The organism is Streptomyces sp. NPDC059534, assembly GCF_042743475.1.
In the GTDB taxonomy this organism is placed as follows: Bacteria; Actinomycetota; Actinomycetes; order Streptomycetales; family Streptomycetaceae; genus Streptomyces.
Window position 1 is genome coordinate 38535 of the sequence record NZ_JBHWAQ010000027.1, and the last position, 22984, is coordinate 61518.

Sequence of the window (22984 nt, forward strand, 5' to 3'; positions counted from 1 at the left end):
AGACCACCCGCGGCAAAGTCTGTTTCGGACAGACCTCCTCCGGCGCGGCGCAGGAGATCGCCTGCAGCGCCGGACGAGCAACACCGGAAGAGAAGAACTCAAGCCTCGCGGCACTCTTCGGCCCCGGAATGGGCTTCGCGGAGTCGTACATCGTCTTCGCCTCCCAGCCGGGAGTGACGGTGACATCCGTGAAGTACCGCGGACAAGAGCTGTCCTGGCGACTCGTCAGAAAACTCAGTCCGGAACGGACGGGCCGGGACGTCTACTACGTCGCCCTGCCCGACGCCCACCGGGGGTGGATCGACGTGACCCTGAAGCAGACTGACGGGCAACTGAAGCCCGACCGACTGCGGGTCACCATGGGCGGCGGCTCCCAGGCCCCCGCCGCAGCCTCGGCCCACTGATCCGAGCAGCTGAGGGTCGCACCCCGACGGAACCCTGTCGGGGTGCGACCCGCCTCTGCCGGGCCCGCGCGACGTGCCACGGCCCAAGTGGGCGATGGTGAAGATCATTTAGTCGCAAACCCATGCGATCACGAACGGCGCTTTCCGGTCGCTTCGCCGGATTTTCCCTTATCGATTGCAGAGGACCATGAAACCCATCAGTGGCCCTGCACCGGCGGCGACAACCAGAAGTGGCACCGCTACTCCCCTGCGGGTGACCCCGGGGCGTACTACTACGTGAACGCCAACAGCGGTAAGTGCCTGGAGATAGCCGACTGGAGCACGCAGCCGGGCGCCCCCGTGCGGCTGTGGTCGTGCACCCAGAACCCCAACCAGAGCTTCAGCATCAAGGCCGTTGACTGGTAGAACCCTGGGCGGGCGCCGGGCACCTGCCCGACGCCCGCCCGTTCACGCGGATGAACAGCAGGAGCCCGGGCCTGCCGACAGCACTTGATCGGCCCGGCTCGATAGCATGCAAAGCATGGCCATCAAACTCGAGAACGTCGGGATCGCCGTACGCGACCTCGAAGCGACGATCTCCTTCTTCACCGACCTCGGCCTCACGGTCGTCGGCCGTACCACGGTCAGTGGCGAGTGGACCGACACCGCCGTCGGCCTTGATGGCAATCACGCCAACATCGCGATGCTCCAGACACCAGACGGCCATGGTCGCCTTGAACTCTTCGAGTACATCCACCCCGAAGCGATCGAGTCGGAACCCACCCGTCCCAACGAGATCGGCATGCACCGCGTCGCCTTCTCGGTCGACGACATCGACAAAGCCCTCGAGACAGCCGCAAAGCACGGATGCCATCCCCTTCGCGGTGTCGCCACCTATGAGGACGTCTACAAACTCACGTACGTCCGCGGTCCCAGCGGCATCCTGGTGATGCTCGCCGAGGAACTGAAGAAGAACTGACGGATGATCGGGTGAATCGGCCCTGTGCTGTCGCGAGGGGCCGCTCTGCCGGCCCCCGACGGTCGGCGGGCCCGCAGCGGTCAGGTCACCGGCTGCAGCCGGTCCAGCTCGCTGCCGTCCGATCCGGCGCTCCGCCGGCGGGCCTACTACGGTCGAGCGCGCGGATTCCTGCCCGCGTGTCACGCCGCCCCCTTCGGTGGCCGGTCCCTGTTCTCCGTTGGGCGGAAGCCGTCTGTCAGGCGCTGGCTCCTCGGATCACCGCAGGTCATCCCATGACCAGCGGAGCGCGGCTCTCCCGTCGGGTTCCCTGCCGAACGTGAACTGCTTCCGGCGATCGCCGATCGTCGCGAAGTCATCAAATTGCCCTGCGCCAGGCTGTCGTTCGGCCAGGGCCGCAGCTTGTCCGTGTTGCCCGATGTTCTGCAGAAGGTCCAGCAGAAGGTTCACGGCGGGCGGATCGTGGAGGGAAACCCGCGCGGCGGGGTCTCGGGCCAGCAGCGTGGCTACCTGCTCCTGAGTACCGCATATCTGGAGTGTGACCAGCAGGTCTGTTACGGCGGCTGCGCTGTCGAGCGGGGCGTGTGCGGCGGCCCGTTCGGCCAAGGCGGCTGCCTGATCGCGTGTTCCGGCACCATGAAGACGTTGCAGCAGCACAGCGACGGCCGACGGCTCGTCCAGGCGTACGTGCTCGGCGGGGTCCCGCGTCAGCAATGCGGCAGTGTGCTCGTGGGCCCCGCACGCCTCCAGCGCGTCCAGCAGGTCGCTCACGGCGGCCGGGTCGTCGAGGGGGGCGTGTGCGGCGGCCCGTTCGCTCAAGGTTGCTGCCTCGTCCCTCGCCCCCACACTGACCAGACCGACCAGCACCCTGGCCACGTCGTACGGATTGTCGAGGGGCGTGTGCACGGCCGCCTCTTGGGCCAGGGTTGCGGCCTGCTCCCGCGCCCCGGCCCTCACCAGATGCCGCAACACCTCGGCGACGGCAACGGCGACGGGGCGGTCGACGGGAGTGCGTGCGGCGGCCCGCCGGGCCAGGGCTTCCGACTGGTCCTGGGCACCTGCCATCCGTAGATCCAGCAGCAGGGTGGCCACGGCGCGAGGGTCGTCCACGGGGACATGTGCGGCGGCGCGTTCGGCGAAAGCCGCTGCCTGTTCGTGCGCTCCGACTTCCACCAGGCCATGCAACAGTGCGGCCGCTGCGTCCAGGTTGTCGAGGTGGGCGTGCGTGGCGGCTCGTTCGGCCAGGGTTCGTAACTCCTCCTGTGCACAGACCTGCTGAAGATCAGCCAGAAGTGAGGCCACGGCGCCAGGGTTGTCCACGGGGGCGTGGAGGGCAGCCCGTTGGGCCAGAGCCGCTGCCTGCTCCCGTGACCCGGCCCTGCCAAGCGGTGCGAGCAGCATGCCCACGGCCGACGGATCATCGAGGGAGACGTGTGCGGCCGGATTCCGGCTCAGGAGCGTGGCCACCTGCTCCTGAGCCCTGGCATCGCGCAGAACGGCCAGCAGCTCGACCACGGTACATGGGTCGTCGAGGGGGGCGTGCTTGGCGACGTGTTCGGCGAAGGCTGCCGCAGGCGCCGGCTCCCATACCTGCCGTAGGCCAGTCAGCAGCGCCCGGACGACGCGCGGGTTGTCCAGGGGTGCGTGTGCGGTGGCTCGTTGGGCCAGGGCGGCTGCCTGGTTTGGAGTCTCGGGCCCCGTGAGCTGGTTCAGCAGCTCGACCACGGCGTGGGGGTCGTCCACGGGGGAGTGGGTCGCGGCTCGCTGGGCCAGGGACGCCGTGTGTTCCCGCGCCCCGGCTTCCCTGAGGCCGTTCAGCAGCTCGGCCACGGCGGACGGATCGTCCAGCGGCGTGTGCAGAGCCGCCCGTTCGGCCAGGACCGCTGCCTGTTCCTGCGCTCCCACCTCCGTCAGGTGATGCAACAGCCCGGCCACGGCACGTGGGTTGTCGAGGGGGGTCTGTGTGGCGGCCCGTTGGGCCAGGGCCGCAGCCTGTTCCCCTGCTCCCCTCCGTTCCAAGACGTTCAGGAGTTCCACTACGGCGGAGACGTCGTCGAGCGAGACGTGAGCGGCGGCGTACTGGGCGGGGCGGTGGTCGGCGGGGGAGAGGCGGTGCATGTGGTCGACGAGAGCGGCCGCGGCGTGGGGATCACCATGCGCGGTCGCGCGTTTGCGGAGTTGGGCTGCGTCGCGGAACAGGCCGCGGGCCATGGCCGCGTTGCCCAGGACGGTCAGGTCGGCGGGGTGGGCGTGATCGGCGCCGGCGGTCCAGAAGGCGATGGGCGGGATCGTCTCGGCACGGTGTCGGCGGCCGTGGTGGTGGAGGTAGTCGGCCAGCCGGTACGAAGGCCCCGATGCCCCGGGACCGTGTCCGGCAGCGGGGCCGGTGGCGCGCTGATTGCGGTTGGTGCCGGTCTTGACGGGGAGGAGGATGCCCGGGGTGCCGTGGCAAGGGGTGGTGATGTAGTCGAGGGCCTGTTCCACCCAGTCGTCGTCGGTCTGGTTCCATTCGCTGTCGGTGAGGTAGCCGGGGGCGGCTTCGGTCAGCCAGGTCAGAGGGATGTGCGGTCCGGCGCCGAGGCGGAGGGCGTCGATGGCGGTGTCGATCAGGGCCCGGGTGGCGGGCGGGGCGTTCTCATAACGGTCCAACAGGGCCGGTCCGCCGGCCAGGTACTGGGCGATGCGGCCGTCCCGAGCATGTGTGGCGGCTTCTCTGAGCCGGGGATCGCGGCCGGCTGTGTCGGCCAGAGTGGCCAGGTCGACTCCACTGAACGCATCCGGCACCCTGATGCTGTGCCCGTCCAGCAACTCCCGGGTCTGGGCATGCCGGTCGGGGACGGCACGGGTGGTCAGGGTGTCCCACTGGTCCGGCCAGAGCGTGGCAAGTACCAGCACCGGACCGGGCTGGTTGTGCAGCAGGGTTCGCAGGCCCGCCGCCACCCGCTCGCCGACCGCGTCGGGCGTCAGGTAGAACTGGGCCTCGTTCAGCCACACCACGGTGTACGGGGCGAGGTCGTTCAGCCCCGCCAGGGCGGCGTCGGGGCGGGTGGGGTCAAGGGGATGCCACAGTCGCCAGGGTTCGTCCCGTGCGCGCAGCGGGTGGAGGGCTTCCCAACAGGCCCGGGTCTTACCGGTGGAGGATCCGCCGACCAGCACCACGATCCGGCTGGTGCCGTTCGCGGCGTGTGCCACCGCCTCGGCCAGCGCACGGTCGTGCTCGCGCGGCACATAGGCGGGCAGTGCCGGCAGGCCGGCGACCGGGGATCGGATCGCGCGGTGCACCTCCAGATCGGAGGTGAAGGGGTCGGTCACCTCCGACAGAGGCCGGCCGGGTCGCAGGCGCCGCAGCGCTGCCCGCGCCTGCTCCGCCTCGACCGCGGTGCCCGTCGCGTCTGCGCGTCGGCGGGCTTCGCCCAGGTAGGCCCGTCGCCACCGCCCCGGGTCAAGTACCGCCTCCGCTTCCGCCTCCGCCTGGCCACCGGCCACCCCGACACGCTCGGCCTGGGCGCGCACCGCTCGCACGAGTGTCAGCAACGGATCGATCTGCTGTGGGAACTGACCATCGCGCAGCCATTTTCCGATCGTGGTCGGGCTTACTCCGGCTGCCTTGGCGATCGCGCGGTCCGACGGCAGACCCCTGAGACGGGTCTCACGGAACGCGACCAGCCTTGCGATCAACGCTGCGTACGACGGCTCCCGCCCCGCGGGCTCTGTGGGCACGGCGCTTCTCCCTCCCCCGGCCTGCGCGCGCGTGTCCGCCCTACCCTTGGACACCCCGGTGGACACGCACTTCCGGCCGCAACTGAACTCTAACGCCGGCCGGTCCACACGGCCGGATACGTCGCGATCCGCGACCGGACTCCTGCTGGACGCCCCCTTGGACAGGCAGCGTCGAGGTCATCCCGCACGGCCCGCCCCGGGCCGTCACCACCCAGGGGGAGTTACCTCGATGAGCCCGTTGCAGATCCTGTCCCTTCTGCTCGCCCTGTCCACAGCACTCAACATCGCGATCACCGCGGGACTGCTGGCTCGCCGTGCCGGCACCGACATCCCCCAAGCGATCTTCATCGGCGCCGGCGCGGCAGCCACCAGCCTGGGCATCTATTTCGCTGCCGTCGCCGCCTATGCATGACCAGGCCCGCACGGCCCGGACCCCAGCGCGGAACCACCCGGGCAGCATCCACGGTCGTGGGTGCTGCCCGGGTGGTTCGTGGTTCGTGGTTCGTGGTTCGTGGTTCGCGATTCGCCGGGAGCCCGCGGCCCGCACGGTCCGAACGGCTCCCCTTCACGCCTCTGCTCCGCAGGCGTTGCGATCATGCGAACTACGCGCGTCGACCTCGCCGTACGCCGTTGACGCCCCCCGTGCGTGTCGACGAGACTCCTGGCCCATGCAGCCCGCACGTGACCACTCGGTCACCCTCGTCCAGCGCCGCCACGTGGACCTCGTCCGCGTAGCGAGCGCGGTCTGTCGCTGCGTCTGACGGCGCGTCCCGCTCAACTCGCCGTACCCCCCACGCTCCTCCTCCCGCTCTGCCCGCGGCGCCGTCCCCCGCCCGCGGGGCCACGGAGTCATGCCCGCACGTTCGCACGCCCTTTCTGGAGCCTCATATGTCCACGCCCCTGTCCCGCCGTGCCCTCGGCGGGGTCGCCGCCGGCGCCGCCGCCGCGGCCGCCCTCGGCACCCCCGCGGCCGCCGCACAGCCGGCCCCCGCGACCGAAGTACAGGAGCGTCCGTTCCGATCCGCCCACCCCCGCCGTCATTCCCGACGGCCCAACATCCTCTTCATCCTGGGCGACGACCTCGGCTGGGCCGACCTCTCCTCCTACGGCGCCCCGCACATCCGCACCCCGCACCTGGACCGCCTCGCCCGCGAGGGCGTCCGCTTCACCGACGCCTACTCCGGCTCCGCGACCTGCTCACCCACCCGCTTCAGCCTGTTACACGGGCCGCTACCCCGGCCGCACCAAGGGCGGGCTCGCCGAGCCGATCGCCGACAAGTCCGTCGGCCTGGAGCCCACCCATCCCACGCTCGCCTCGCTGCTCCGGGACTCCGGCTACGCCACCGCCCTCATCGGCAAGTGGCACTGCGGCTACCTGCCCGACTACTCGCCCACCCGCTCCGGCTGGGACGAGTTCTTCGGCAACTTCGGCGGAGCCCTGGAGTACTACTCCAAGCTCGGCCTCGGCGGCGAGTACGACCTCTACGAGGGCGACGCCGAGTACAAGGACCTGCGCTACTACACCCGGATCCTCACCGAGCGGGCGGAGCAGTACGTCGCCCGCGACCACGAGAAGCCCTGGCTGCTCAATCTGAACTTCACCACCCCTCACTGGCCCTGGATCGCCGACGGCGACAAGGAGGCCAGCGACGAGATCGTCCGTCGCATCAAGGCCGGCGACCGCTCCGCGCTCTGGCACCAGGACGGCGGCTCCGTGGAGAAGTACAAGGAGATGGTCGAGGACCTCGACCGCTCGGTCGGTCGGGTCCTCCGCGCGCTGAAGCGCTCCGGCCAGGACCAGGACACCCTCGTGTTCTTCGCCAGCGACAACGGTGGCGAACGCTTCTCCTACAACTGGCCGCTCGCCGGAAACAAGGGCTCCCTCCAGGAAGGCGGCATCCGCGTCCCCTCGATCCTGCGCTGGCCCGCCCGGATCGACGGCGGCCAGGTCAGCGACCTGCCGGTGTTCACACCCGACTGGACGGCGACCCTGCTCGAACTGGCCGGCGCGCGCCCCCACCCCGCGTACCCCCTCGACGGCACCAGCCTCGCCGGATACCTGCTCCGCGGCACCGAGGTGCCCGAGCGAGACCTCTTCTGGCGGGTGCGCGGCGAGCGGGCCCTGCGCCGCGGCGACTGGAAGTACTACCGGGGCAAGTCCGGCCGCGACCAGCTGTTCCACCTGACCGAAGACGCCCGCGAGCAAGCCGACCGCGCACCGTTCGAGCAGGCGCGCCTCACCGAACTGCGCGCCGCCTGGGAACGGACCGACGCGGGACTGCTCCGCTACTGAGCCCTCCCGTGGTGCACCGACACCGGGAGGACGACAAGAGCGACGATCCGGAGATCGGACCGTCGCATGGACCCCACGTTCGACAAGGAGCCCTACGACACACGCTCTCAGTACATCGACCGATCTGCAGGCCGGCGGTTCTCGGGCTTGTCGGCCGTGAACGCCTGACAGGGCGACGACATCTTCTGGAAGTCGTCGCCCCTATACCGCTGACCTGCGGAAACCGTCGCCGTGGGGTGTTCGCGGACGTGGTTCGGCGCGTCAGGCCCGGGTGGGCGGCGATGTTGCCGACCAAGACGTCCGGCCTGCTCCACGACACCTCTAGCCTGCCAGGGCAGACGTGAGCCCGGCTGCCGCCTGGTGGGCGAGCGACGCGTCCTTTCGATCGGCCGCGTCACGCAAGGCCCGCAGCGAGGCGTCGATCCGGTCCGCCCTGGCGGAGTCGGTGTCGTGCCGGACCCGGTCCCAGGTGAGTTCGAGGCTGGTCACGTCACCGGCGATCGCGCCCGCATCCCGGGCGGCACTGTCCAGCGTCGACTGGCGCGCCCAGAGCTCCATGCGATCGGCCTCGACGGTCGCGAGCGGTTCGTAGCGTACGTGCAGGTCGAGGTCGTTCTGTGCGACCCGGAGCACCGCACCGCGGACGAGCACGGCATCGCGTGCCTTGACGGCCGCGGTGAGCGAGTCGAGGTCACGGTCCATCTGCTGGGTGAGCAGCTGGGGCACGCGGTCGGCAGCCCGGTACATGTCCCAGGCGGCGCGCACTTTCGCCACGCTCGCGTCGGTCGCCCCGGCGTGCGCCGCGCGGACCGACGTGGAGAGGGCCGTGAGCTCGGCGGGTACGGGGCCTGGGGTGACGTCCGTCGGTACGGCCAGCGAGACCGCCTCCAGGTCGGCGCCGGGCCGGCCGGTGGAGAACTCGCCGTACCCGGGGGCGAAGACCTTGTCCTCGCGCGTGCCGTCCATGTGGAGCTCGGTCACGGTCATCGCGCCCTTGACGGGGCCGTACGGCCCCGGGACCGTCTGCCCGACGGCCTTGACGGTGACCTCCTCGAAGACCACCTCCGGGACGTTCTCCGGCCGGTACACGTCACCGGTCTTCGGTTCGTTGGGCATGATCATCGCAGCCGGTCCGGTCTTCCCGGCCAGCCAGGTGCCGCCGGTGTCCGCCACCACCCCGTTCTCGTAGTTGAAGACGTCCTCGCCGAGGTACCACACCGATCCGTCGTCGGCCTGCGCGAACCAGTCGAGTGCGACCTCGTGGATCCGCCCGTCCGAGAAGGCCATGTACTGGAGCGTGCGCGCCCGGACCTGCTCGCCGTTCACGGTGACGGTCTTGATGTCGGGCAGCAGGGTGAACTCGGTACGGAACGGCTTCCCGTCGACCTGACCGCCGTAGATCACCTGCTGGATCTCCGAACTGGGGTGGAGCGGGTTGGTGACGGCGGTCGGCCGGCTGAACACGGGCGTGCCCCGGTCGACCCGGTCCTGCTCCGGGGCGAGCGGCAGGCACACGTCGGTCTTCTTGCCGGTGCCGCTGTCCACGACCCGTACGCAGTCCACGCCCGCCGCGAGGGTCCCGCTCGCGGCTCCGCCGCCGAGGGCACCGGCCGTGCACGCGCCGGTCGTGAGGGTCGCGGCCAGGGCCGCGCTCAAGGCTGCCGCCGGACGTCTGCTCCGCATGTTCCTCATGACTGCCTCCTCCGCCGTGACATCGACGCTGCCACCCGGCTCCTGAAGGCAGCCTGAACGGAACTGAACCGGCCTTCAGGAACGGCGACCCGGCCTCAGACCCGCGGGTCCGCCGGGAGCACCACCTCGAAACGGGCCCCGCCCAGTCGCCCGTCGGCCACCGTCGCCGTACCGCCGTGCGCCGCGACCAGTTCGGCGACGATGGCAAGCCCGAGACCACTGCCGGAAGCGTTGCTCGCATCGCTCGCATCGCTCGCATCGCCCCCGTCGGCCGTCGAGCGGGCCCGTGCTTCGTCCAGGCGTACGAATCGCTCGAAGACCCGCTCCCGGTCCGCCGCCGGCACGCCCGGACCGTCGTCCTCCACGCCCAGCACCACCCGGCCGTCCGGCTGCTCAGCGAGGTCGAAGGCGACCTCGGAGCGCGCGTGCCGGGCCGCGTTGTCGCCCAGGTTGCGCACCACCCTGACCAGGCCCTGCGGGTCCGCCCGCCGCCGCGCCGCCGACACCCCGACCGTACGGATCCGCAGCCCGGGCGCCGCCCCACGCAGTCGGCGCGCTTCGTCCAGAACCAGGTCGTCGAGGTCCACCGGCCGCAGCCGGGGGCGCAGCGCGCCCTCGTCGGCACGGGCGAGCAGCAGCAGGTCGTCGACCAGCCGCTGGATCCGCAGATCCTCGGCCAGCACCGTTCTGACCAGCCGTTCGCGCGCCGCCGCGTCTGTCAGCCGGTCGGGGTGGGCGAGTGCGACCTCGGCGTGCTGGCGGATGGACGCCACCGGGGAACGCAGCTCGTGCGAGGCATCGGAGATGAACCGGCGCTGGGCGCTCTGCGCACGTTCGAGCCGGTCCAGCATGCGGTTCATCGTGGTGGCGAGGCGTGCGATCTCGTCGCGGCCGCGTGGCAGCGGCACCCTGCGGTGCAGCTCCGCCGCGGAGATCGCCTCGACCTCCGACCTGATGGCCGCCACGGGCGCCAGCGCCCGCCCGACCGCCATCCAGGTCGCGCCGGCCACCACGACCATCAGCAGCGGCAGCCCCGCGAGCAGCAGCCGGGTGACGATCCGGGTCGACTCGGCGACGGCGATCAGCGCCCGCCCCACCAGTACGGTCCGGTCCCCGCCCGGCCCTTCGGCGGTCACCGCCACCACCAGGAACGGGTCCTCGTCCAGCGGCGTGGTGAGGGTGGACTCGGTGCCCTGTCGGGGGTCGGCCAGGGCCGGCAGTTCCTCGACATTCGTGCTGCCCGCGACCACGTCCCCGCGGGAGTCCAGGACCTGGACGAACTGTTCGTCCGGATCGCTCACGGTCAGCGACGGCACCCCGCGCCCCGACTCGATGACGGCGGCCACCTGCTCGGCGCGGGCCCGCGCGGCCTGTCGTACGTCGTCGGTCAGTTCGGCCCGCAGGAGCGCGACCAGGGCAACCGCTCCCGCGACCAGGCCCACCGTCACGACGAGGACGGCCGCCACGGTCGACCGGAACCGCACGCTCATGGCCGCCTACCCTCCGTCGGGGGCCAGGCGGTATCCGCAGCCCCGTACGGTCTCGATGGACGCCCGGCCGAAGGGCCGGTCCAGCTTGTTTCTGAGGTGCCCGACGTAGACCTCGACGATGTTCGGGTCGCCCTCGAAGGCGTCGTCCCAGACGTGCGCGAGGATCTCTCGCTTCGACAGGGTCTCGCCGCGCCGGCGCAGCAGGAACTCCAGCAGCGCCAGCTCACGGGCGGTCACCTCGACCCGTACCCCGCCCCTCGACACCTCTTTGGCCACCGGGTCGAGCCGCAGGTCGCCGGCGGTGAGGACCGCGGGCCGCTCGCGCGGTTCGCGGCGCAGCAGCGCTCGCAACCGGGCCAGCAGCACGGCGTACGAGAAGGGCTTCTTCAGGTAGTCGTCGGCGCCGGTGTCGAGGCCCTCCACCTCGTCCCACTCCCCTTCCTTGGCGGTGAGCATGAGGATCGGGGTCCAGTTCCCCTCGGCGCGCAGGGTGGCACAGACGCGGTAGCCGTTCAGGCCGGGGAGCATGATGTCGAGGACGATCGCGTCGTACGCGTGCTCGCGCGCCCGCCACAGGCCGTCCGTACCGTCCAGAGCGACGTCGACGGCGAAGCCCTCCGCCTCCAGGCCGTTGCGGAGCCCCTCGGCGAAGCGCTCCTCGTCGTCCACGATCAGAACCCGCATGCCCTGATTGTGACCCGTGCCGCCTGAACCGGAGCTGAAGGGCGGACGGTGTCGCCCGCTCCCGGCGGCCTGCGGTGGGTCGGGAGCGAAGGAGCGACGGGTGATGGGTGGGTGGTACAGGCAGCCGGACAATCTGACATCGATGTTGCGGATGGGCGGTGAGACGGCGAGGTCCCGGGGGCGGCGTGGGCCGTTCCCGGGGCTCGTGGTGGATCCGCCTGCTGCTGAGCGCTGCCCCCTTGACCGGGCGGTGCTGAGGACGTCGTCATTCCTCGTGTGTCGGTTTGCCGCGCCGGTCGTGGTACGGGGTCAGGAGCGCTTCCGGCGGGAGCCGGGCCATCCTGTGCGCAGTGTGGCCAGGCGGGGGAGTGCCGACAGCCTCCGGGTCAGATGGTCCGCACCCTTGGCGTAGGCGATGCCGAAGAGGAGAGCCGTGACCAACGACAGGGGTTCGGAGATGTCGTCCAGGATCGGGTAGATCTGCCAGTGCGTCAGGTAGATGGAGAGTGAACTGGCGGCGAGGAGCCCCGCTGCCTGGTTGACCCGGTGGTGGCTGGGAAGAGTCGGGAACCACACCAGCAGGACGAAGCCGACGAGGACGAACGCCTCGCGCCGGGGTTCGCCGGGGAAGAAGCCGGCGACCGTGGCGAGCGCTGCGAGGGTGACGAGCAGCCGATGCGGCGTCGTGCGGGCCTTCGCGGCCGCCCAGCCGAGGGCGAACAGCCAGAAGACGGTGACCGCGTCCGTGATCTGGGAGCGCTCGGGGAGGCCGACCAGCTCGTAGCGGGTCAGCAGGCCCAGTGCGACGAGGGTGAGGGGAAGGCCGTACGGGAAGCGCCGCTCCGCCCGGTCGACGGCGGGCAGTGCGAGGAGTGCGAGCGTCGCAAGCAGGATGTACACGAGTGCTTCCACGAACCACAGGTGCAGTCCCGGCCCCATGTCCTGGGGGAAGAGAGCGTTGTGCAGGAGGAGGAGGTTGCTCAGGTCGTAGTCGGCGCCGATCAGGATCGCGAAGGCTGTCCAGGCCGCACAAGGCAGCGCGATGCGCGCGATGCTCCGTCCCGTGCGGCGGACGCGTTCGCGTCGCTCGGCGGAGGTGAGCAGGAAGCGGGCGAAGTTGAATCCGGCCACCGCGAGCAGCAGATGCGCACCGCCGCGGACCTCGAAGAGCCGGACGTGCGAGCCGACGATGCACACGATCGCGACCGCGCGCAGGGCGACGCTGGTCTCCAGGGACCTGCCTCGGCCCCAGGTCTTGCGTTCGGGGACCCGAAGCTTGCTGATCGGCGTCGTGTGCCAGCTCGTGGGCAGGTGGCCGAGGCGCTCTTCGAGGTGGAGTGACATCTCGACGTAGGACAGGGAGTCTCCGCCGAGTCCCACGAAGGTGCTGTCAGGAGTCACGTCCGTACGGTCCAGGATCCGGGCGTAGAGGGCGCACAGGTCGTCGGTGCCCGCGCCACCGGGCGGGACGTCGGTGTCGTCCGGTCGGCCCAGGGCGCGGACGGCCTGGTAGTCGGGCTTGCCCGTGGGCAGGCGGGGGAGTTCGGGCAGGAGGTGGACCCGTATCGCGCGCGCCGGCAGGCCGAACTCGTCCACCACGCGTCTTCGGATCCGCCGCTCGTCCCACCCCGGCTCGCGCACGACGGCGAGGGCGAGCCCCTCGTCGTCCCCCGCGCACAGCGCGCTGAGGCCGTGGCGCTCGTCGAGTGTGGCCTCGACCTGCTGGGGGTCGATCCGCAGGCCGAGGATCTTCAGGAACCGGCTGCGCCGGCCGACGATCTCGTACAGGCCCTCCTCGGTGCGCCGGGCCAGATCGCCGGTGCGCAGGGTTCCGACGGTGCGGCCGAGGGCGAGGTCGTCGGGGGTGTGGGCGTAGCCCAGCATGACGTTCGGACCGGAGTAGACGAGTTCGCCGACGTCCTCTCCGGAGGTCTCGTCGACGGCTTCGAGGGAGAACGCACCGCCGGGAACCGGAACCCCGATCGCCTCCGGATGTGCGGTCGCGAGCTCCGGTGGCAGGTAGGCCATGCGGGCTGTCGCCTCGGTCTGGCCGTACATGACGAAGAGATCCCAGCCGCGTCGCTGTCCCAACTCGGCGTATTCGGTCACACGTTCGGAACTGAGGCGGCCGCCGGCTTGGGTCACGTACCGCAGGTGCGGAAGCTCCATCTCGGCGAAGCCGACCCGGTCGAGGAGATCGAAGGTGTACGGGACTCCGGGCAGAGCGGTGCCGCGGGCGGTACGGAACAGGTCCCAGAAGCAGGCGTCGGCGACCGAGAGCTCGGTGAGGACGAGGCCGGCGCCATGCAGTAGGTGGCTGTGGATGACGGACAGGCCATAGCAGTAGTGCATCGGCAGGGTGGTGGCGGCGCGGTCGGTGTCGCGGATCCCGAGGTACGTGGCGATCGACTCGGCGTTCGCCTGGAGATTTTCGTACGAAAGCCGGACGAGCTTGGGGGAGCCGGTCGAGCCCGAGGTGCTCAGGAGCAGGGCGAGATCGGGGTGGAAGTCGTGAGCGGAGCCCGTCCGCCGCTCCTCGATCCGCCACTCGCCGGAGCCGGATCCCGAGCCGGAGCTCGGGTGGGCGACGACGTCGGGATCGTAGGCGGCGGTCAGGGCCTCCACGGCCTCCGGATGGTCGCCGGGCACGAGCAGGACCGGGTGCCCCGCCGAGAGTGCGGCCAGGTGGACGACGAGCGCGCCGACGGTGTTGCCGCCGGGAAGGAGTACGAGGCGGCGTCCGGGGCCGAGTCGCCTGGCGGTGTCCGCGACCCGTTGGGCCAGCTCGCCGTAGGAGACCTCGCCCTCGGCGGTGACCAGGGCGGTGCGGTCGCCGTGCAGCGCGAGGCCGTGGGCGAGGGGGAGGGTGTGGCCGCCGACGGGCGGGGCAGGGAGGAGCGTCACGGGCGCATCGTAGGTAAGGCTTTCCTAATCGAGAAGAGGGGGTGCTGATACCGGATGCTCATTTGCGACCGGTCCGTTACCAAACCCTGCCTTGACCATTAGGTTAGCTTTACCTTATCAATGCCGTATTCACAGGTTCTCCCGGTATCGCTTCGTCGCTCGTCGTACGACCCGTCGCCACAGGCGACGGCCGCGACCGGCACGGCAGGAAGGCATCACCTCACCATGCGCCGCCCCTTGGCCCGCACGCTCACCGCGCTCACCGCGGCAGCCCTCCTCGTCCCTGCGCTCGCGAGCTGCGGCAGCGGCGAACCGGCCGGACTGGTCATCTACTCCGGCCGCAACGAGAACCTCGTGAAGCCACTCATCGAGAAGCTGGAGAAGCACCTCGGCACCAACGTCGAGGTCCGCTACGGCGACAGCGCCGAGCTCTCCGCGCAGCTCCTGGAGGAGGGCGACAAGACCGAGGCCGGGCTCTTCCTCTCCCAGGACGCCGGAGCCCTCGGCGCGCTCTCCAAGGAGCACCGCCTCGCCCCGCTGCCCAAGACCACCCTGGACAAGGTCACCCAGGAATACCGCGGTGCGGCCGGCGACTGGACCGGCGTCAGCGGCCGCGTCCGCGTCATCGCGTACAACCCCGACAAGGTGCCCACGCCCCCGGACAGCGTCCACGAACTCGTCAAGCCGGAGTGGAAGGGCAAGATCGGCTTCGCCCCGACGAACGCCTCCTTCCAGGCGTTCGTGACCGGCATGCGCATCCTGGAGGGAGACGAGGCCGCCCGTACCTGGCTCAAGGGCCTCAAGGCCAACGAGCCGAAGGCGTACGAGAGGAACAACAACGTCCTGGAGGCCGTCGACAAGGGCGAGGTCTCGCTCGGCCTGCTCAACCACTACTACTGGTACGAGCAAGTCGCCGAGAAGGGCGAGGCCAAGGTCAAGGCCAAGGTCCACTTCCTGCCCAAGGGCGACCCGGGCGGTCTCGTCAACGTGGCCGGCGTGGGCATCCTCAAGGGCGCCGACGCCAAGCAGGCGGCCTACGCCCAGAAGGCCGTCGACTTCCTGCTCTCCGCCGAGTCCCAGAGCTACTTCGCCGAGGAGACCAAGGAGTACCCCCTCGCCGCCGGGGTGAAGTCCGCGGCGGGCGTACCGCCACTGGAGACGCTCCAGCCGCCGAAGATCGACCTCGGCAAGCTCGACTCGCTCAAGGAAACCCTGGCCATGCTCCAGGAAGCCGGACTGGTCTGACGTGACCTCACCGGATTCCCCCGTCCGGACGCGGCACGACACCCGCCCGGCGAGCGCCCCCGCGCCCGCCGGGCGGAACCGCGCCGACGAACGGAAGCGTGCCGGCGGCCGCACCGACCGCGCCGCCAGACCCTCATGGGTCCTGATCGTGCCCGCCTGCCTCGCGGCGGCGCTCGCCGTCCTGCCCCTCGGCTACCTTGCCGTGCGCGCCCTCGAACGTGGCCCCGCCTTCGCCTGGGACGTCATCGCCGGCGAACGGACCGGGCAACTGCTCCTGCGCAGCCTCGGCCTGACCGCCACCGTCGTCGTCGCCTGCCTGCTCCTGGGCGTCTCCCTGGCCTGGCTGACCACGCGGACCGCACTTCCCGGCGCCCGCGCCTGGTCGGTCCTCGTCACCCTGCCCCTGGCCGTGCCCAGCTACGTCACTGCCTTCGCCTGGCTCTCCGCGGCCCCCTCGCTGGCCGGTTTCACGGGCTCCGCCCTCGCTCTGACCCTCGCCAGCTTCCCGTACGTGTACCTGCCGGTCGCCGCAGCGCTCCGTGGAACCGACCCCGGTCACGAGGAGGTCGCGCGCTCCCTCGGGCGCGGCCCCCTGCGCACCTTCCTGAGCGTCACCCTGCCCCAGCTCCGACCGGCCGCAGCGGGCGGCGGACTGCTCGTCGCGCTCTATGTGCTCTCCGACTTCGGCGCGGTGTCCCTCATGCGGTACGACACGTTCACCCGGGGCATCTACACGTCCTACCGCGCCAGCTTCGACCGCACCCCGGCCGCCGCGCTGAGCGCCGTGCTCGTCCTCATGACCATCGCGCTCGTCGCCGCGGAGACCCGCACCCGCGGCCGGGCCGGGTACGCCCGTACCGGAGCGGGAACCGCCCGGCGGGCCGTTCCCGCCGCGCTCGGGCGACTGCGGCTGCCCGCCCTGGCCTGGTGCTGCGCCGTCGTCGCGACCGCCGTCGGCTTCCCGCTCGCCACCCTCGGGTACTGGCTCGCTGTCGGCTCCTCCGCGACCTGGGACCCCGCCACTCTCACCAGCGCCGCACTCACCACCCTCGGCGTCGCCGCCGCCGGTGCCGCGCTCACCACGCTGCTCGCCCTGCCCGTGGGCATCATCGCGGCCCGCCATCGGGGCCGCCTCGCCCACCTCCTGGAACAGGCCGCGTACGCGGGCCACGCTGTCCCCGGCATCACCGTCGCGCTGGCCCTGGTCTTCTTCGCGGTCCGCTACGCCCGGCCGATCTACCAGGAGGCGCCCCTGCTGATCTGCGCCTACGTGGTGCTCTTCCTGCCCGTGGCCGTGGCCGCCACCCGCGCCGCCGTACTCCAGGCGCCACCCGTCCTGGACGACGTCGCCCGCTCCCTGGGCCGTACCCCCTTCGGGGTGCTGCGCGAGGTCACCGTGCCGCTTGCCGCACCGGGCGTCGCCGCCGGCGCGGCCCTCACCTTCGTCGTCTGCATGAAGGAACTGCCCGCCACCCTGCTGCTGCGCCCCACCGGCATGGACACCCTGGCCACCCGGCTCTGGACGGAGACCGGCAGCGGATCCTTCGCCGCCGCGGCCCCGTACGCCGCCGTCCTCATCCTGCTGGCCGCCGTTCCCTCCTACCTCCTCGGAAGGCACCGCACATGAACGACCTCCAGGTCAGCGGCGTAGTCAAGTCGTACGGGCCCGGCGCCACCGTTCTCGACGGGCTCGACCTCACCGTCCCGGGTGGTCACCTCGCTGCCGTCCTAGGCCCCTCCGGCTGCGGCAAGACGACCCTGCTGCGCGTGATCGCCGGCTTCCTGCGCACCGACGCGGGCACCGTCACCGTCGCAGGTCGCACCCTCGCGGGCCCCGGGGTCCACATCCCGCCCGAACGCCGCCGCATCGGCATCGTCCCCCAGGAAGGCGCGCTCTTCCCCCACTTGAGCGTGGCCCGCAACGTCGCCTTCGGCCTGACCGGCAGCGAGCGCGGAGCCCGCGCGAAGCGCGTCGACGAGATGCTGGACCTCGTCGGACTCGGCGGCTACGGCGATCGGATGCCGCACGAGCTGTCCGGCGGCCAGCAGCAACGCGTCGCCCTGGCCCGCGCCCTCGCCCCCGAACCCCATCTCGTCCTTCTCGACGAACCGTTCAGCGCCCTCGACAGCGGTCTGCGTGGAGCGGTACGAGCCGAGGTCCGCGCGGTGCTCCGGGCCAGCGGGGCCACCGCCGTCCTCGTCACGCACGACCAGCAGGAGGCGCTCTCCACCACCGACGTCGTCGCGGTCGTCCGCGACGGTCGCGTCGCCCAATGCGCCACTCCCGAGGAGCTCTACCAACGCCCCGCCGACCCCTGGGTGGCCTCCTTCGTCGGTGACGCCGTCTTCGTCACCGGCACGGCCGACGAGAACACCGCCACCACCCGACTGGGCCGCATTCCCCTTGCCGCCGCGCCCGTGGGCCTGCGCGAGGGCCGGGTCCTTCTCCGTCCCGAGCAGTTCCACCTCACCGGCCCGGACGAGGCGACCGCTCAAGGCACTGTCACCGACGTCCGCTTTTTCGGGCATGACTCCATGGTCACCGTCGCCGTCGACGGCCTGGAGCAGCGGATCGACATCCGCGCACCCGGTCCGCTCCAGGTACGGCCGGGCGGCCGGATCGGCATCCGGGTCACCGGTGAGGCAACCCTGCACGAACCGGCCTGAGATCGGCGGGTGCGTCCATGAGCCCTTTCCGAGTGGGGGGTGCTGACCGCGAGCTGGGCAGTCCTGCGCAACGACGAAGCTTCTGGCGGACGGGTTCTCGACCAAGGTCACCCGTGTCCGCCATGAGCTTCGCGTGCTTGCCTGCCCTTCCCCCAAAGCTCTTGGCTCCGCCCGAGCAAGTGAGACCCCAGTCGACTGACCTGTCCAGCCCTACCTCGCGGTTCCTGACCGGACTACTGGCAGCCAGGCGGCAGGAGTCTGGGACACGGTGGCGGCGCCTTCCCGCCGCACGTCAGGCCGGCCCTGCTCGCTCGGCTCACGACCTGACCGCCGCTTGACACCACGGGATCATCGGGACGCTCGGCGACGTGGGGCTCAAAGCTAGCCGTGTCTTGCACGGGAAGCCGCCCAGCCCTTCACTGATCTCACTGTCCGTGAGGAGCCCCGGCACAGTCAGTCCGCAGACACCGCCGACTGGTAACCCGGGTGGTTCCGACGTGAGGCTGATCGGACCCGCGAATCGGTCCGCCTCACTGCTTGAGTACCGTGCCGGCCCGGTAGGACTGGGGCTTTGCAGGAGTTCCTTGGCCGCGTCACCGTAGGTGGCTTCCGCACTCGGCACGTCGAACACCTTGTGGCGGACGGCGACTTCTCCTTGGCTCCTCCGCATTCCCGTTCCGGAGGTCGGACGGCAGGCGGATTGCTGTCGCGGGCGTCGGCCCCCGTGGCCCGCGAGCCATCCGCGCGGCCCACGGCGCGCCCGTCGAACGGTCGGCAAGGTACTCCCTAGGACAGGGACCGCCACGCCCCCACCAGGGCCTCCCGGAGTACGGCGATCTGCTCGGCGCTCAGGTCGGCGACCATGCGCTCCTCCAGCGCGCGGGCCGGCCCGGCGTACTCCTCGAGCAGTCGCCGCCCCGGAGGGGCGAGCAGGATGAGCCGTTCGCGGCGGTTGGCGGGATTGGGCTCGCGGCGGACCAGGTCCCGGCTTTCCAGTGCGCGGACCATGTCGGCCATCGACTGGGCGGTGACGAAGGAGTCGCGCGCGAGCTGTGCGGCGGAGACGCCGTCGTGGCGCTCCAGCACCGTCAGGGCGGTGTACTGCAGCGCCGTGATTCCGGCCGGTTTGAGCAGCTCTTCCAGGCGGGCGCGTACCGCCAGCTCCGTCCTCTTGATCAGGTAGAGCAGTGAGGTGCTCACGTTCGTCCTCCCGTGGTGATGGTCCGCGTGGGGTGGGCCATGTCGCTGCGCTGCCGTGGGGGCGGCGCCTCCCACCCTAAGGCATTGACAGGAATCCTGTTGATCCCCAGACTGTCGTTCATCAGGATTCCTGTCGATCCCGGCTCGTGCCGGCGCTTTCGGCATTCCCCCAACGCCACCTACGAGAGGCACCTCTCATGGATCTTCAGGGCAAGGTCGCCGTCGTCACCGGCAGCGGACGCGGTCTCGGACTGGCATACGCCCAGGCTCTCGCCGCGGCCGGCGCCGCCGTCGTCGTCAACGACGTCGACCGGGCCGCCGTCGACGCCGCCGTCACCTCGATCACGTCAGAGGGCGGCAGGGCGGCCGGCGTCGTCGCGGCGGTCGGCGACAGCGCGGCGGCACAAGAGCTGGTGGACACCGCCGTACGGGAGTTCGGGCGCTTGGACGTGCTCGTCACCAACGCCGGCATCCTGCGCGACCGCGTGCTGTGGAAGATGACCGACGAGGACTTCGACGACGTCGTCCGCGTCCATCTGCGCGGCACCTTCACCTGCGCCCGTGCCGCCGCCGTCCGTATGCGGGAACAGGGCACCGGCGGCCGGCTCGTCCTCATCTCCTCGCCCGCCGGGCAGCGCGGCAACTTCGGCCAGACCAACTACGCCGCCGCCAAGGCCGGCATCGTCGCCATGGCCCGCACCTGGGCCATGGAACTGGGCCGCGCCGGCATCACCGTCAACGCCGTCGTACCGGTCGCCGCCACCGAGATGACCAAGACCATCCCGGCCTTCGCCCCGGCCATCGAGGAGTCCCAGGTCACCGGCAAGCCGCTGCCGGACTGGCTGCGCAAGGACGAGGGCCTCGGCACCGTCGAGGACGTCGCCTCGGTGATCACCTTCCTGGCCTCGGACGACTCCGACGGCGTGACCGGTCAGGCGATCGGCATCGGTGGCGACCGGCTGGCCCTGTGGGCGCACCCGAAGGAGAAGGCGGTCGCCTTCGCCGACGGAGGCTGGAGCGCCGACGCCATCGCCGCCGAGTGGCCGGCCGGCGTCGGTGCCGAGCCCGAGACGTACGGCATCCCCGCGCCCCAGGCCCCGGAGGCGTGACCATGGGCGACCTCGCACTCGACCTCGACCGACTCACCGCCATCGACGTGCACACACACGCCGAGATCTCCAAGGACGGCCACGGGGCCCTGAGCCCCGAGCTGTTCGGCGCCTCGGAGGAGTACTTCAAGGCACACGGTCACCGGCAGCCGACCATCGACGAGATGGCCGACCACTACCGCGAGCGCCGCATGGCCGCGGTGGTGTTCACCGTCGACGCCGAACACGCCACGGGCCACCCCCGGATCTCCAACGAGGAGATCGCCGAGAGCTGCGCCGCCCACGCCGACGCGCTCATCCCCTTCGCCAGCATCGACCCGCACAAGGGACGCGCCGGCGTCCGCGAAGCGCGCCGCCTGGTCGAGGAGCACGGCGTCCGCGGATTCAAGTTCCACCCCAGCATCCAGGCGTTCTCGCCGAACGACCCGCTCGCCTACCCGCTGTACGAGGCGATCGAGGAACTCGGCGTGCCCGCGCTGTTCCACACCGGCCAGACCGGCATCGGCGCCGGTGTCCCGGGCGGCGGCGGCATCCGGCTGAAGTACTCGAACCCGATGCTGGTCGACGACATGGCCGTCGACTTCCCCGAGCTGCGGATCATCCTCGCCCACCCGTCGTTCCCCTGGCAGGACGAGGCCCTGGCGGTCGCCACCCACAAGCCGCACGTGTACATCGACCTGTCCGGCTGGTCCCCGAAGTACTTCCCGCCGCAGCTCGTTCGCTACGCGAACACCCTGCTCAAGGACAAGGTGCTCTTCGGCTCCGACTATCCCGTCATCACCCCCGATCGCTGGCTCGCGGACTTCGAGAAGCTCGACATCAAGCCCGAGGTCCGGCCGAAGATCCTCAAGGAGAACGCCGCCCGCCTGCTCGGTCTGGCCTCGGGCTGAAGGAGACGCCGTGTTGAACCAAGGCATCGGTTCCTGGCCTGCGCGCCGGGCCCGCAAGACCCCCGACCGGGTGGCCGTCGTCCACGAGAACCGCACCCTGACCTACCGCGAGCTGCACGGACGCGTCCTTCGCCTCGCGCACGCCCTGCGGGGCCTGGGCGTGGCGCGGGGCGACCGCATCGCGTACCTCGGCCCCAATCACCCGGCGTTCCTTGAGACCCTTTTCGCCGCCGGGACGCTGGGGGCGGCCTTCGTCCCCCTCAACACCCGGCTCACGGCGCCGGAGCTGGCCTACAACCTCGCCGACTCGGGTAGCACCGTCCTCGTCCACGGGCCCGAGCAGGACGGGACGGCCCGGGTGGCGGCGGCCGAGGCGGGCGTACGGCACGTGATCGCGCTCGCCGGCCCTGACGCTGCACCCGGGACCGGCCTCGACGGCGGCACGTCCGACGGGGCGGGCATCTCCAAGGGGGCGGGCGCCTCCGACGGGGCCAGTGCCCCCGACGGGGCCGGTACCTCTGACGGGGCGGGCATCTCCGACGGGGTCGCCGCCCTCGGCTACGAGGAACTGCTCGCCGCCGCCGAGACCGGCCCGCTGGACGAGACCGTGGCCCCCGAGGACCCGTGCATGATCATGTACACCTCCGGGACCACGGGCCGGCCCAAGGGCGCCGTCCTCTCCCACGCCAACATCACCTGGAACAGCGTCAACGTTCTCGTCGACACCGACCTGACCGGCGACGAGGTGACACTCGTCGTGGCCCCGCTGTTCCACACCGCGGGCCTCAACATGACCTGTCTGCCGACCCTGTTGAAGGGCGGCCGTGTGATCCTCCTCGGCGCCTTCGACGCCGACCGCGTCCTGGAGCTGATCGAGGAGCTCGGGGTGACGTACATGTTCGGCGTCCCCACCATGTACGACGCCATGGCCGCCCGGCCGCGCTGGGAGACCACCGACCTGTCCAGCCTGCGCACCCTCAACTGCGGCGGCGCCCCCGTCCCCACCCGTACCCTCGCCGCGTACCTCGAACGGGGCCTCGCCCTCAGCCAGGGCTACGGCATGACCGAGGCGTCCCCCGGCGTCCTCTTCCTGGACCGGGAGCAGACCTCGGCCAAGGCGGGCTCCGCCGGCGTGCCGCACTTCTTCACCGACACCCGCGTGGTTCTGCCCGACGGCCGCGATGCCGAACCCGGCGAACGCGGCGAGATCCTCGTCCACGGTCCTCACGTCATGACCGGCTACTGGGGACGGCCCGAGGACACGGAGGCTGTCTTCACCGACGGACACTGGCTGCGCACCGGCGACGTGGCCCGAACCGACGCCGAGGGCTACGCCTACATCGTCGACCGGGTCAAGGACATGTTCGTCTCGGGCGGCGAGAACGTCTATCCGGCCGAGGTCGAGGACGTGCTGTTCACGCACCCCGCCGTAGCCGAATGCGCAGTCATCGGCGTCCCCGACCCGGTCTGGGGCGAGGTCGGCCGCGCCGTCGTCGTCCTCAAGCCCGGCGCCCGCGCCGACGCGGACGACATCCTCGGCCACCTCCACGGCCGGCTGGCCAAGTACAAGATCCCCAAGTCCCTCGTCGTGACCGAAGCACTGCCCCGTACAGCCTCCGGGAAGATCATCAAGCCCGCCGTACGGGACACCTACGCGAGCGCTCCCACCGATCGCTCCCGCCCGTAACAGACGTCCGGACAGCACCCATTCACGGGCCACGCCCACCGCTG

17 protein-coding genes and 1 pseudogene are annotated in these 22984 nt (G+C 71.1%); 12 read left to right on the top strand and 6 right to left on the bottom strand.

Annotation, left to right across the window (positions count from 1 at the left end; genetic code table 11):
- Positions 1 to 128: 128 nt before the first annotated feature.
- The 3 genes from ACFVZH_RS28295 to ACFVZH_RS28305 all read left to right on the top strand — a co-directional run bounded on the left by ACFVZH_RS28295 (position 129) and on the right by ACFVZH_RS28305 (position 1362).
- Positions 129 to 404, top strand: coding sequence for a hypothetical protein (locus ACFVZH_RS28295; RefSeq protein WP_384901551.1), 276 nt, complete (start codon positions 129 to 131; stop codon positions 402 to 404).
- 87 nt (positions 405 to 491) lie between these two features.
- A complete protein-coding gene (locus ACFVZH_RS28300; RefSeq protein ID WP_384901553.1) occupies positions 492 to 809 on the top strand; it encodes an RICIN domain-containing protein in 318 nt (105 codons plus the stop codon).
- A gap of 115 nt (positions 810 to 924) precedes the next feature.
- Positions 925 to 1362, top strand: a complete 438-nt coding sequence (locus ACFVZH_RS28305; protein WP_384901555.1) for a VOC family protein — start codon at positions 925 to 927, stop codon at positions 1360 to 1362.
- A gap of 255 nt (positions 1363 to 1617) precedes the next feature.
- On the opposite strand, the gene ACFVZH_RS28310 is transcribed toward ACFVZH_RS28305, so the two are convergent.
- Complete coding sequence (locus ACFVZH_RS28310; RefSeq protein WP_384901557.1) at positions 1618 to 5079, bottom strand: hypothetical protein; 3462 nt, start codon at positions 5077 to 5079, stop codon at positions 1618 to 1620.
- A gap of 229 nt (positions 5080 to 5308) precedes the next feature.
- Here ACFVZH_RS28310 and ACFVZH_RS28315 point away from each other — a divergent pair, with 229 nt between their 5' ends.
- The 3 genes and pseudogenes from ACFVZH_RS28315 (at position 5309) to ACFVZH_RS28325 (ending at position 7372) form a co-directional block, all read left to right on the top strand.
- Positions 5309 to 5491, top strand: coding sequence for a hypothetical protein (locus ACFVZH_RS28315; RefSeq protein WP_384901559.1), 183 nt, complete (start codon positions 5309 to 5311; stop codon positions 5489 to 5491).
- Between the two features lie 256 nt (positions 5492 to 5747).
- Complete coding sequence (locus ACFVZH_RS28320) at positions 5748 to 5840, top strand: putative leader peptide (protein WP_384901561.1); 93 nt, start codon at positions 5748 to 5750, stop codon at positions 5838 to 5840.
- A gap of 127 nt (positions 5841 to 5967) precedes the next feature.
- Positions 5968 to 7372, top strand: a pseudogene (locus tag ACFVZH_RS28325) (sulfatase).
- 321 nt (positions 7373 to 7693) lie between these two features.
- On the opposite strand, the gene ACFVZH_RS28330 reads toward ACFVZH_RS28325, so the two are convergent.
- The 4 genes from ACFVZH_RS28330 to ACFVZH_RS28345 all read right to left on the bottom strand — a co-directional run bounded on the left by ACFVZH_RS28330 (position 7694) and on the right by ACFVZH_RS28345 (position 14142).
- Positions 7694 to 9064: a hypothetical protein gene (locus ACFVZH_RS28330; RefSeq protein ID WP_384901562.1), complete on the bottom strand. Its 1371-nt coding sequence runs from the start codon at positions 9062 to 9064 to the stop codon at positions 7694 to 7696.
- A gap of 95 nt (positions 9065 to 9159) precedes the next feature.
- A complete protein-coding gene (locus tag ACFVZH_RS28335; RefSeq protein ID WP_384901564.1) occupies positions 9160 to 10554 on the bottom strand; it encodes a sensor histidine kinase in 1395 nt (464 codons plus the stop codon).
- Between the two features lie 6 nt (positions 10555 to 10560).
- Complete coding sequence (locus ACFVZH_RS28340; RefSeq protein WP_384901566.1) at positions 10561 to 11238, bottom strand: response regulator transcription factor; 678 nt, start codon at positions 11236 to 11238, stop codon at positions 10561 to 10563.
- A gap of 309 nt (positions 11239 to 11547) precedes the next feature.
- Complete coding sequence (locus tag ACFVZH_RS28345; protein WP_384901567.1) at positions 11548 to 14142, bottom strand: AMP-binding protein; 2595 nt, start codon at positions 14140 to 14142, stop codon at positions 11548 to 11550.
- A 225-nt stretch (positions 14143 to 14367) separates the two neighbouring features.
- Here ACFVZH_RS28345 and ACFVZH_RS28350 point away from each other — a divergent pair, with 225 nt between their 5' ends.
- Genes ACFVZH_RS28350 through ACFVZH_RS28360 form a run of 3 tightly spaced genes read left to right on the top strand, consistent with a single transcriptional unit; the run spans position 14368 to position 18054 of the window.
- Positions 14368 to 15387 (top strand): iron ABC transporter substrate-binding protein, encoded by a 1020-nt coding sequence (locus ACFVZH_RS28350; protein ID WP_384901569.1) that lies wholly within the window; start codon positions 14368 to 14370, stop codon positions 15385 to 15387.
- 1 nt (position 15388) lies between these two features.
- A complete protein-coding gene (locus ACFVZH_RS28355; protein WP_384901570.1) occupies positions 15389 to 17014 on the top strand; it encodes an ABC transporter permease in 1626 nt (541 codons plus the stop codon).
- On the top strand, positions 17011 to 18054 hold the full coding sequence (locus ACFVZH_RS28360; protein WP_384901572.1) for an ABC transporter ATP-binding protein: 1044 nt from the start codon (positions 17011 to 17013) through the stop codon (positions 18052 to 18054). The genes ACFVZH_RS28355 and ACFVZH_RS28360 overlap by 4 nt, the downstream gene beginning before the upstream one ends.
- A 786-nt stretch (positions 18055 to 18840) precedes the next feature.
- Here the strand turns inward: ACFVZH_RS28360 and ACFVZH_RS28365 are convergent.
- On the bottom strand, positions 18841 to 19254 hold the full coding sequence (locus ACFVZH_RS28365; RefSeq protein WP_384901574.1) for a MarR family winged helix-turn-helix transcriptional regulator: 414 nt from the start codon (positions 19252 to 19254) through the stop codon (positions 18841 to 18843).
- A 197-nt stretch (positions 19255 to 19451) separates the two neighbouring features.
- On the opposite strand from ACFVZH_RS28365, the gene ACFVZH_RS28370 reads away from it, so the two are divergent.
- Genes ACFVZH_RS28370 through ACFVZH_RS28380 form a run of 3 tightly spaced genes read left to right on the top strand, consistent with a single transcriptional unit; the run spans position 19452 to position 22940 of the window.
- Positions 19452 to 20363 (top strand): SDR family oxidoreductase, encoded by a 912-nt coding sequence (locus tag ACFVZH_RS28370; RefSeq protein ID WP_384901576.1) that lies wholly within the window; start codon positions 19452 to 19454, stop codon positions 20361 to 20363.
- A 2-nt stretch (positions 20364 to 20365) separates the two neighbouring features.
- Positions 20366 to 21253: an amidohydrolase family protein gene (locus ACFVZH_RS28375; protein WP_384901578.1), complete on the top strand. Its 888-nt coding sequence runs from the start codon at positions 20366 to 20368 to the stop codon at positions 21251 to 21253.
- Positions 21254 to 21263: 10 nt separating this feature from the next.
- The gene (locus tag ACFVZH_RS28380; RefSeq protein WP_384901580.1) at positions 21264 to 22940 is read left to right on the top strand and encodes a long-chain fatty acid--CoA ligase; all 1677 of its coding nucleotides are present in this window, start codon (positions 21264 to 21266) and stop codon (positions 22938 to 22940) included.
- Positions 22941 to 22984: the final 44 nt, after the last annotated feature.

Excerpts from the sequence above, each read along its gene's own strand:
- ACFVZH_RS28295 (WP_384901551.1), top strand. The coding sequence starts at position 129 with ATGGGCTTCGCGGAGTCGTACATCGTCTTCGCCTCCCAGCCGGGAGTG.
- ACFVZH_RS28305 (WP_384901555.1), top strand. The coding sequence starts at position 925 with ATGGCCATCAAACTCGAGAACGTCGGGATCGCCGTACGCGACCTCGAA.
- ACFVZH_RS28315 (WP_384901559.1), top strand. The coding sequence starts at position 5,309 with ATGAGCCCGTTGCAGATCCTGTCCCTTCTGCTCGCCCTGTCCACAGCA.
- ACFVZH_RS28320 (WP_384901561.1), top strand. The coding sequence starts at position 5,748 with ATGCAGCCCGCACGTGACCACTCGGTCACCCTCGTCCAGCGCCGCCAC.
- ACFVZH_RS28330 (WP_384901562.1), bottom strand. The coding sequence starts at position 9,064 with ATGAGGAACATGCGGAGCAGACGTCCGGCGGCAGCCTTGAGCGCGGCC.
- ACFVZH_RS28335 (WP_384901564.1), bottom strand. The coding sequence starts at position 10,554 with ATGAGCGTGCGGTTCCGGTCGACCGTGGCGGCCGTCCTCGTCGTGACG.
- ACFVZH_RS28340 (WP_384901566.1), bottom strand. The coding sequence starts at position 11,238 with ATGCGGGTTCTGATCGTGGACGACGAGGAGCGCTTCGCCGAGGGGCTC.
- ACFVZH_RS28350 (WP_384901569.1), top strand. The coding sequence starts at position 14,368 with ATGCGCCGCCCCTTGGCCCGCACGCTCACCGCGCTCACCGCGGCAGCC.
- ACFVZH_RS28360 (WP_384901572.1), top strand. The coding sequence starts at position 17,011 with ATGAACGACCTCCAGGTCAGCGGCGTAGTCAAGTCGTACGGGCCCGGC.
- ACFVZH_RS28370 (WP_384901576.1), top strand. The coding sequence starts at position 19,452 with ATGGATCTTCAGGGCAAGGTCGCCGTCGTCACCGGCAGCGGACGCGGT.
- ACFVZH_RS28375 (WP_384901578.1), top strand. The coding sequence starts at position 20,366 with ATGGGCGACCTCGCACTCGACCTCGACCGACTCACCGCCATCGACGTG.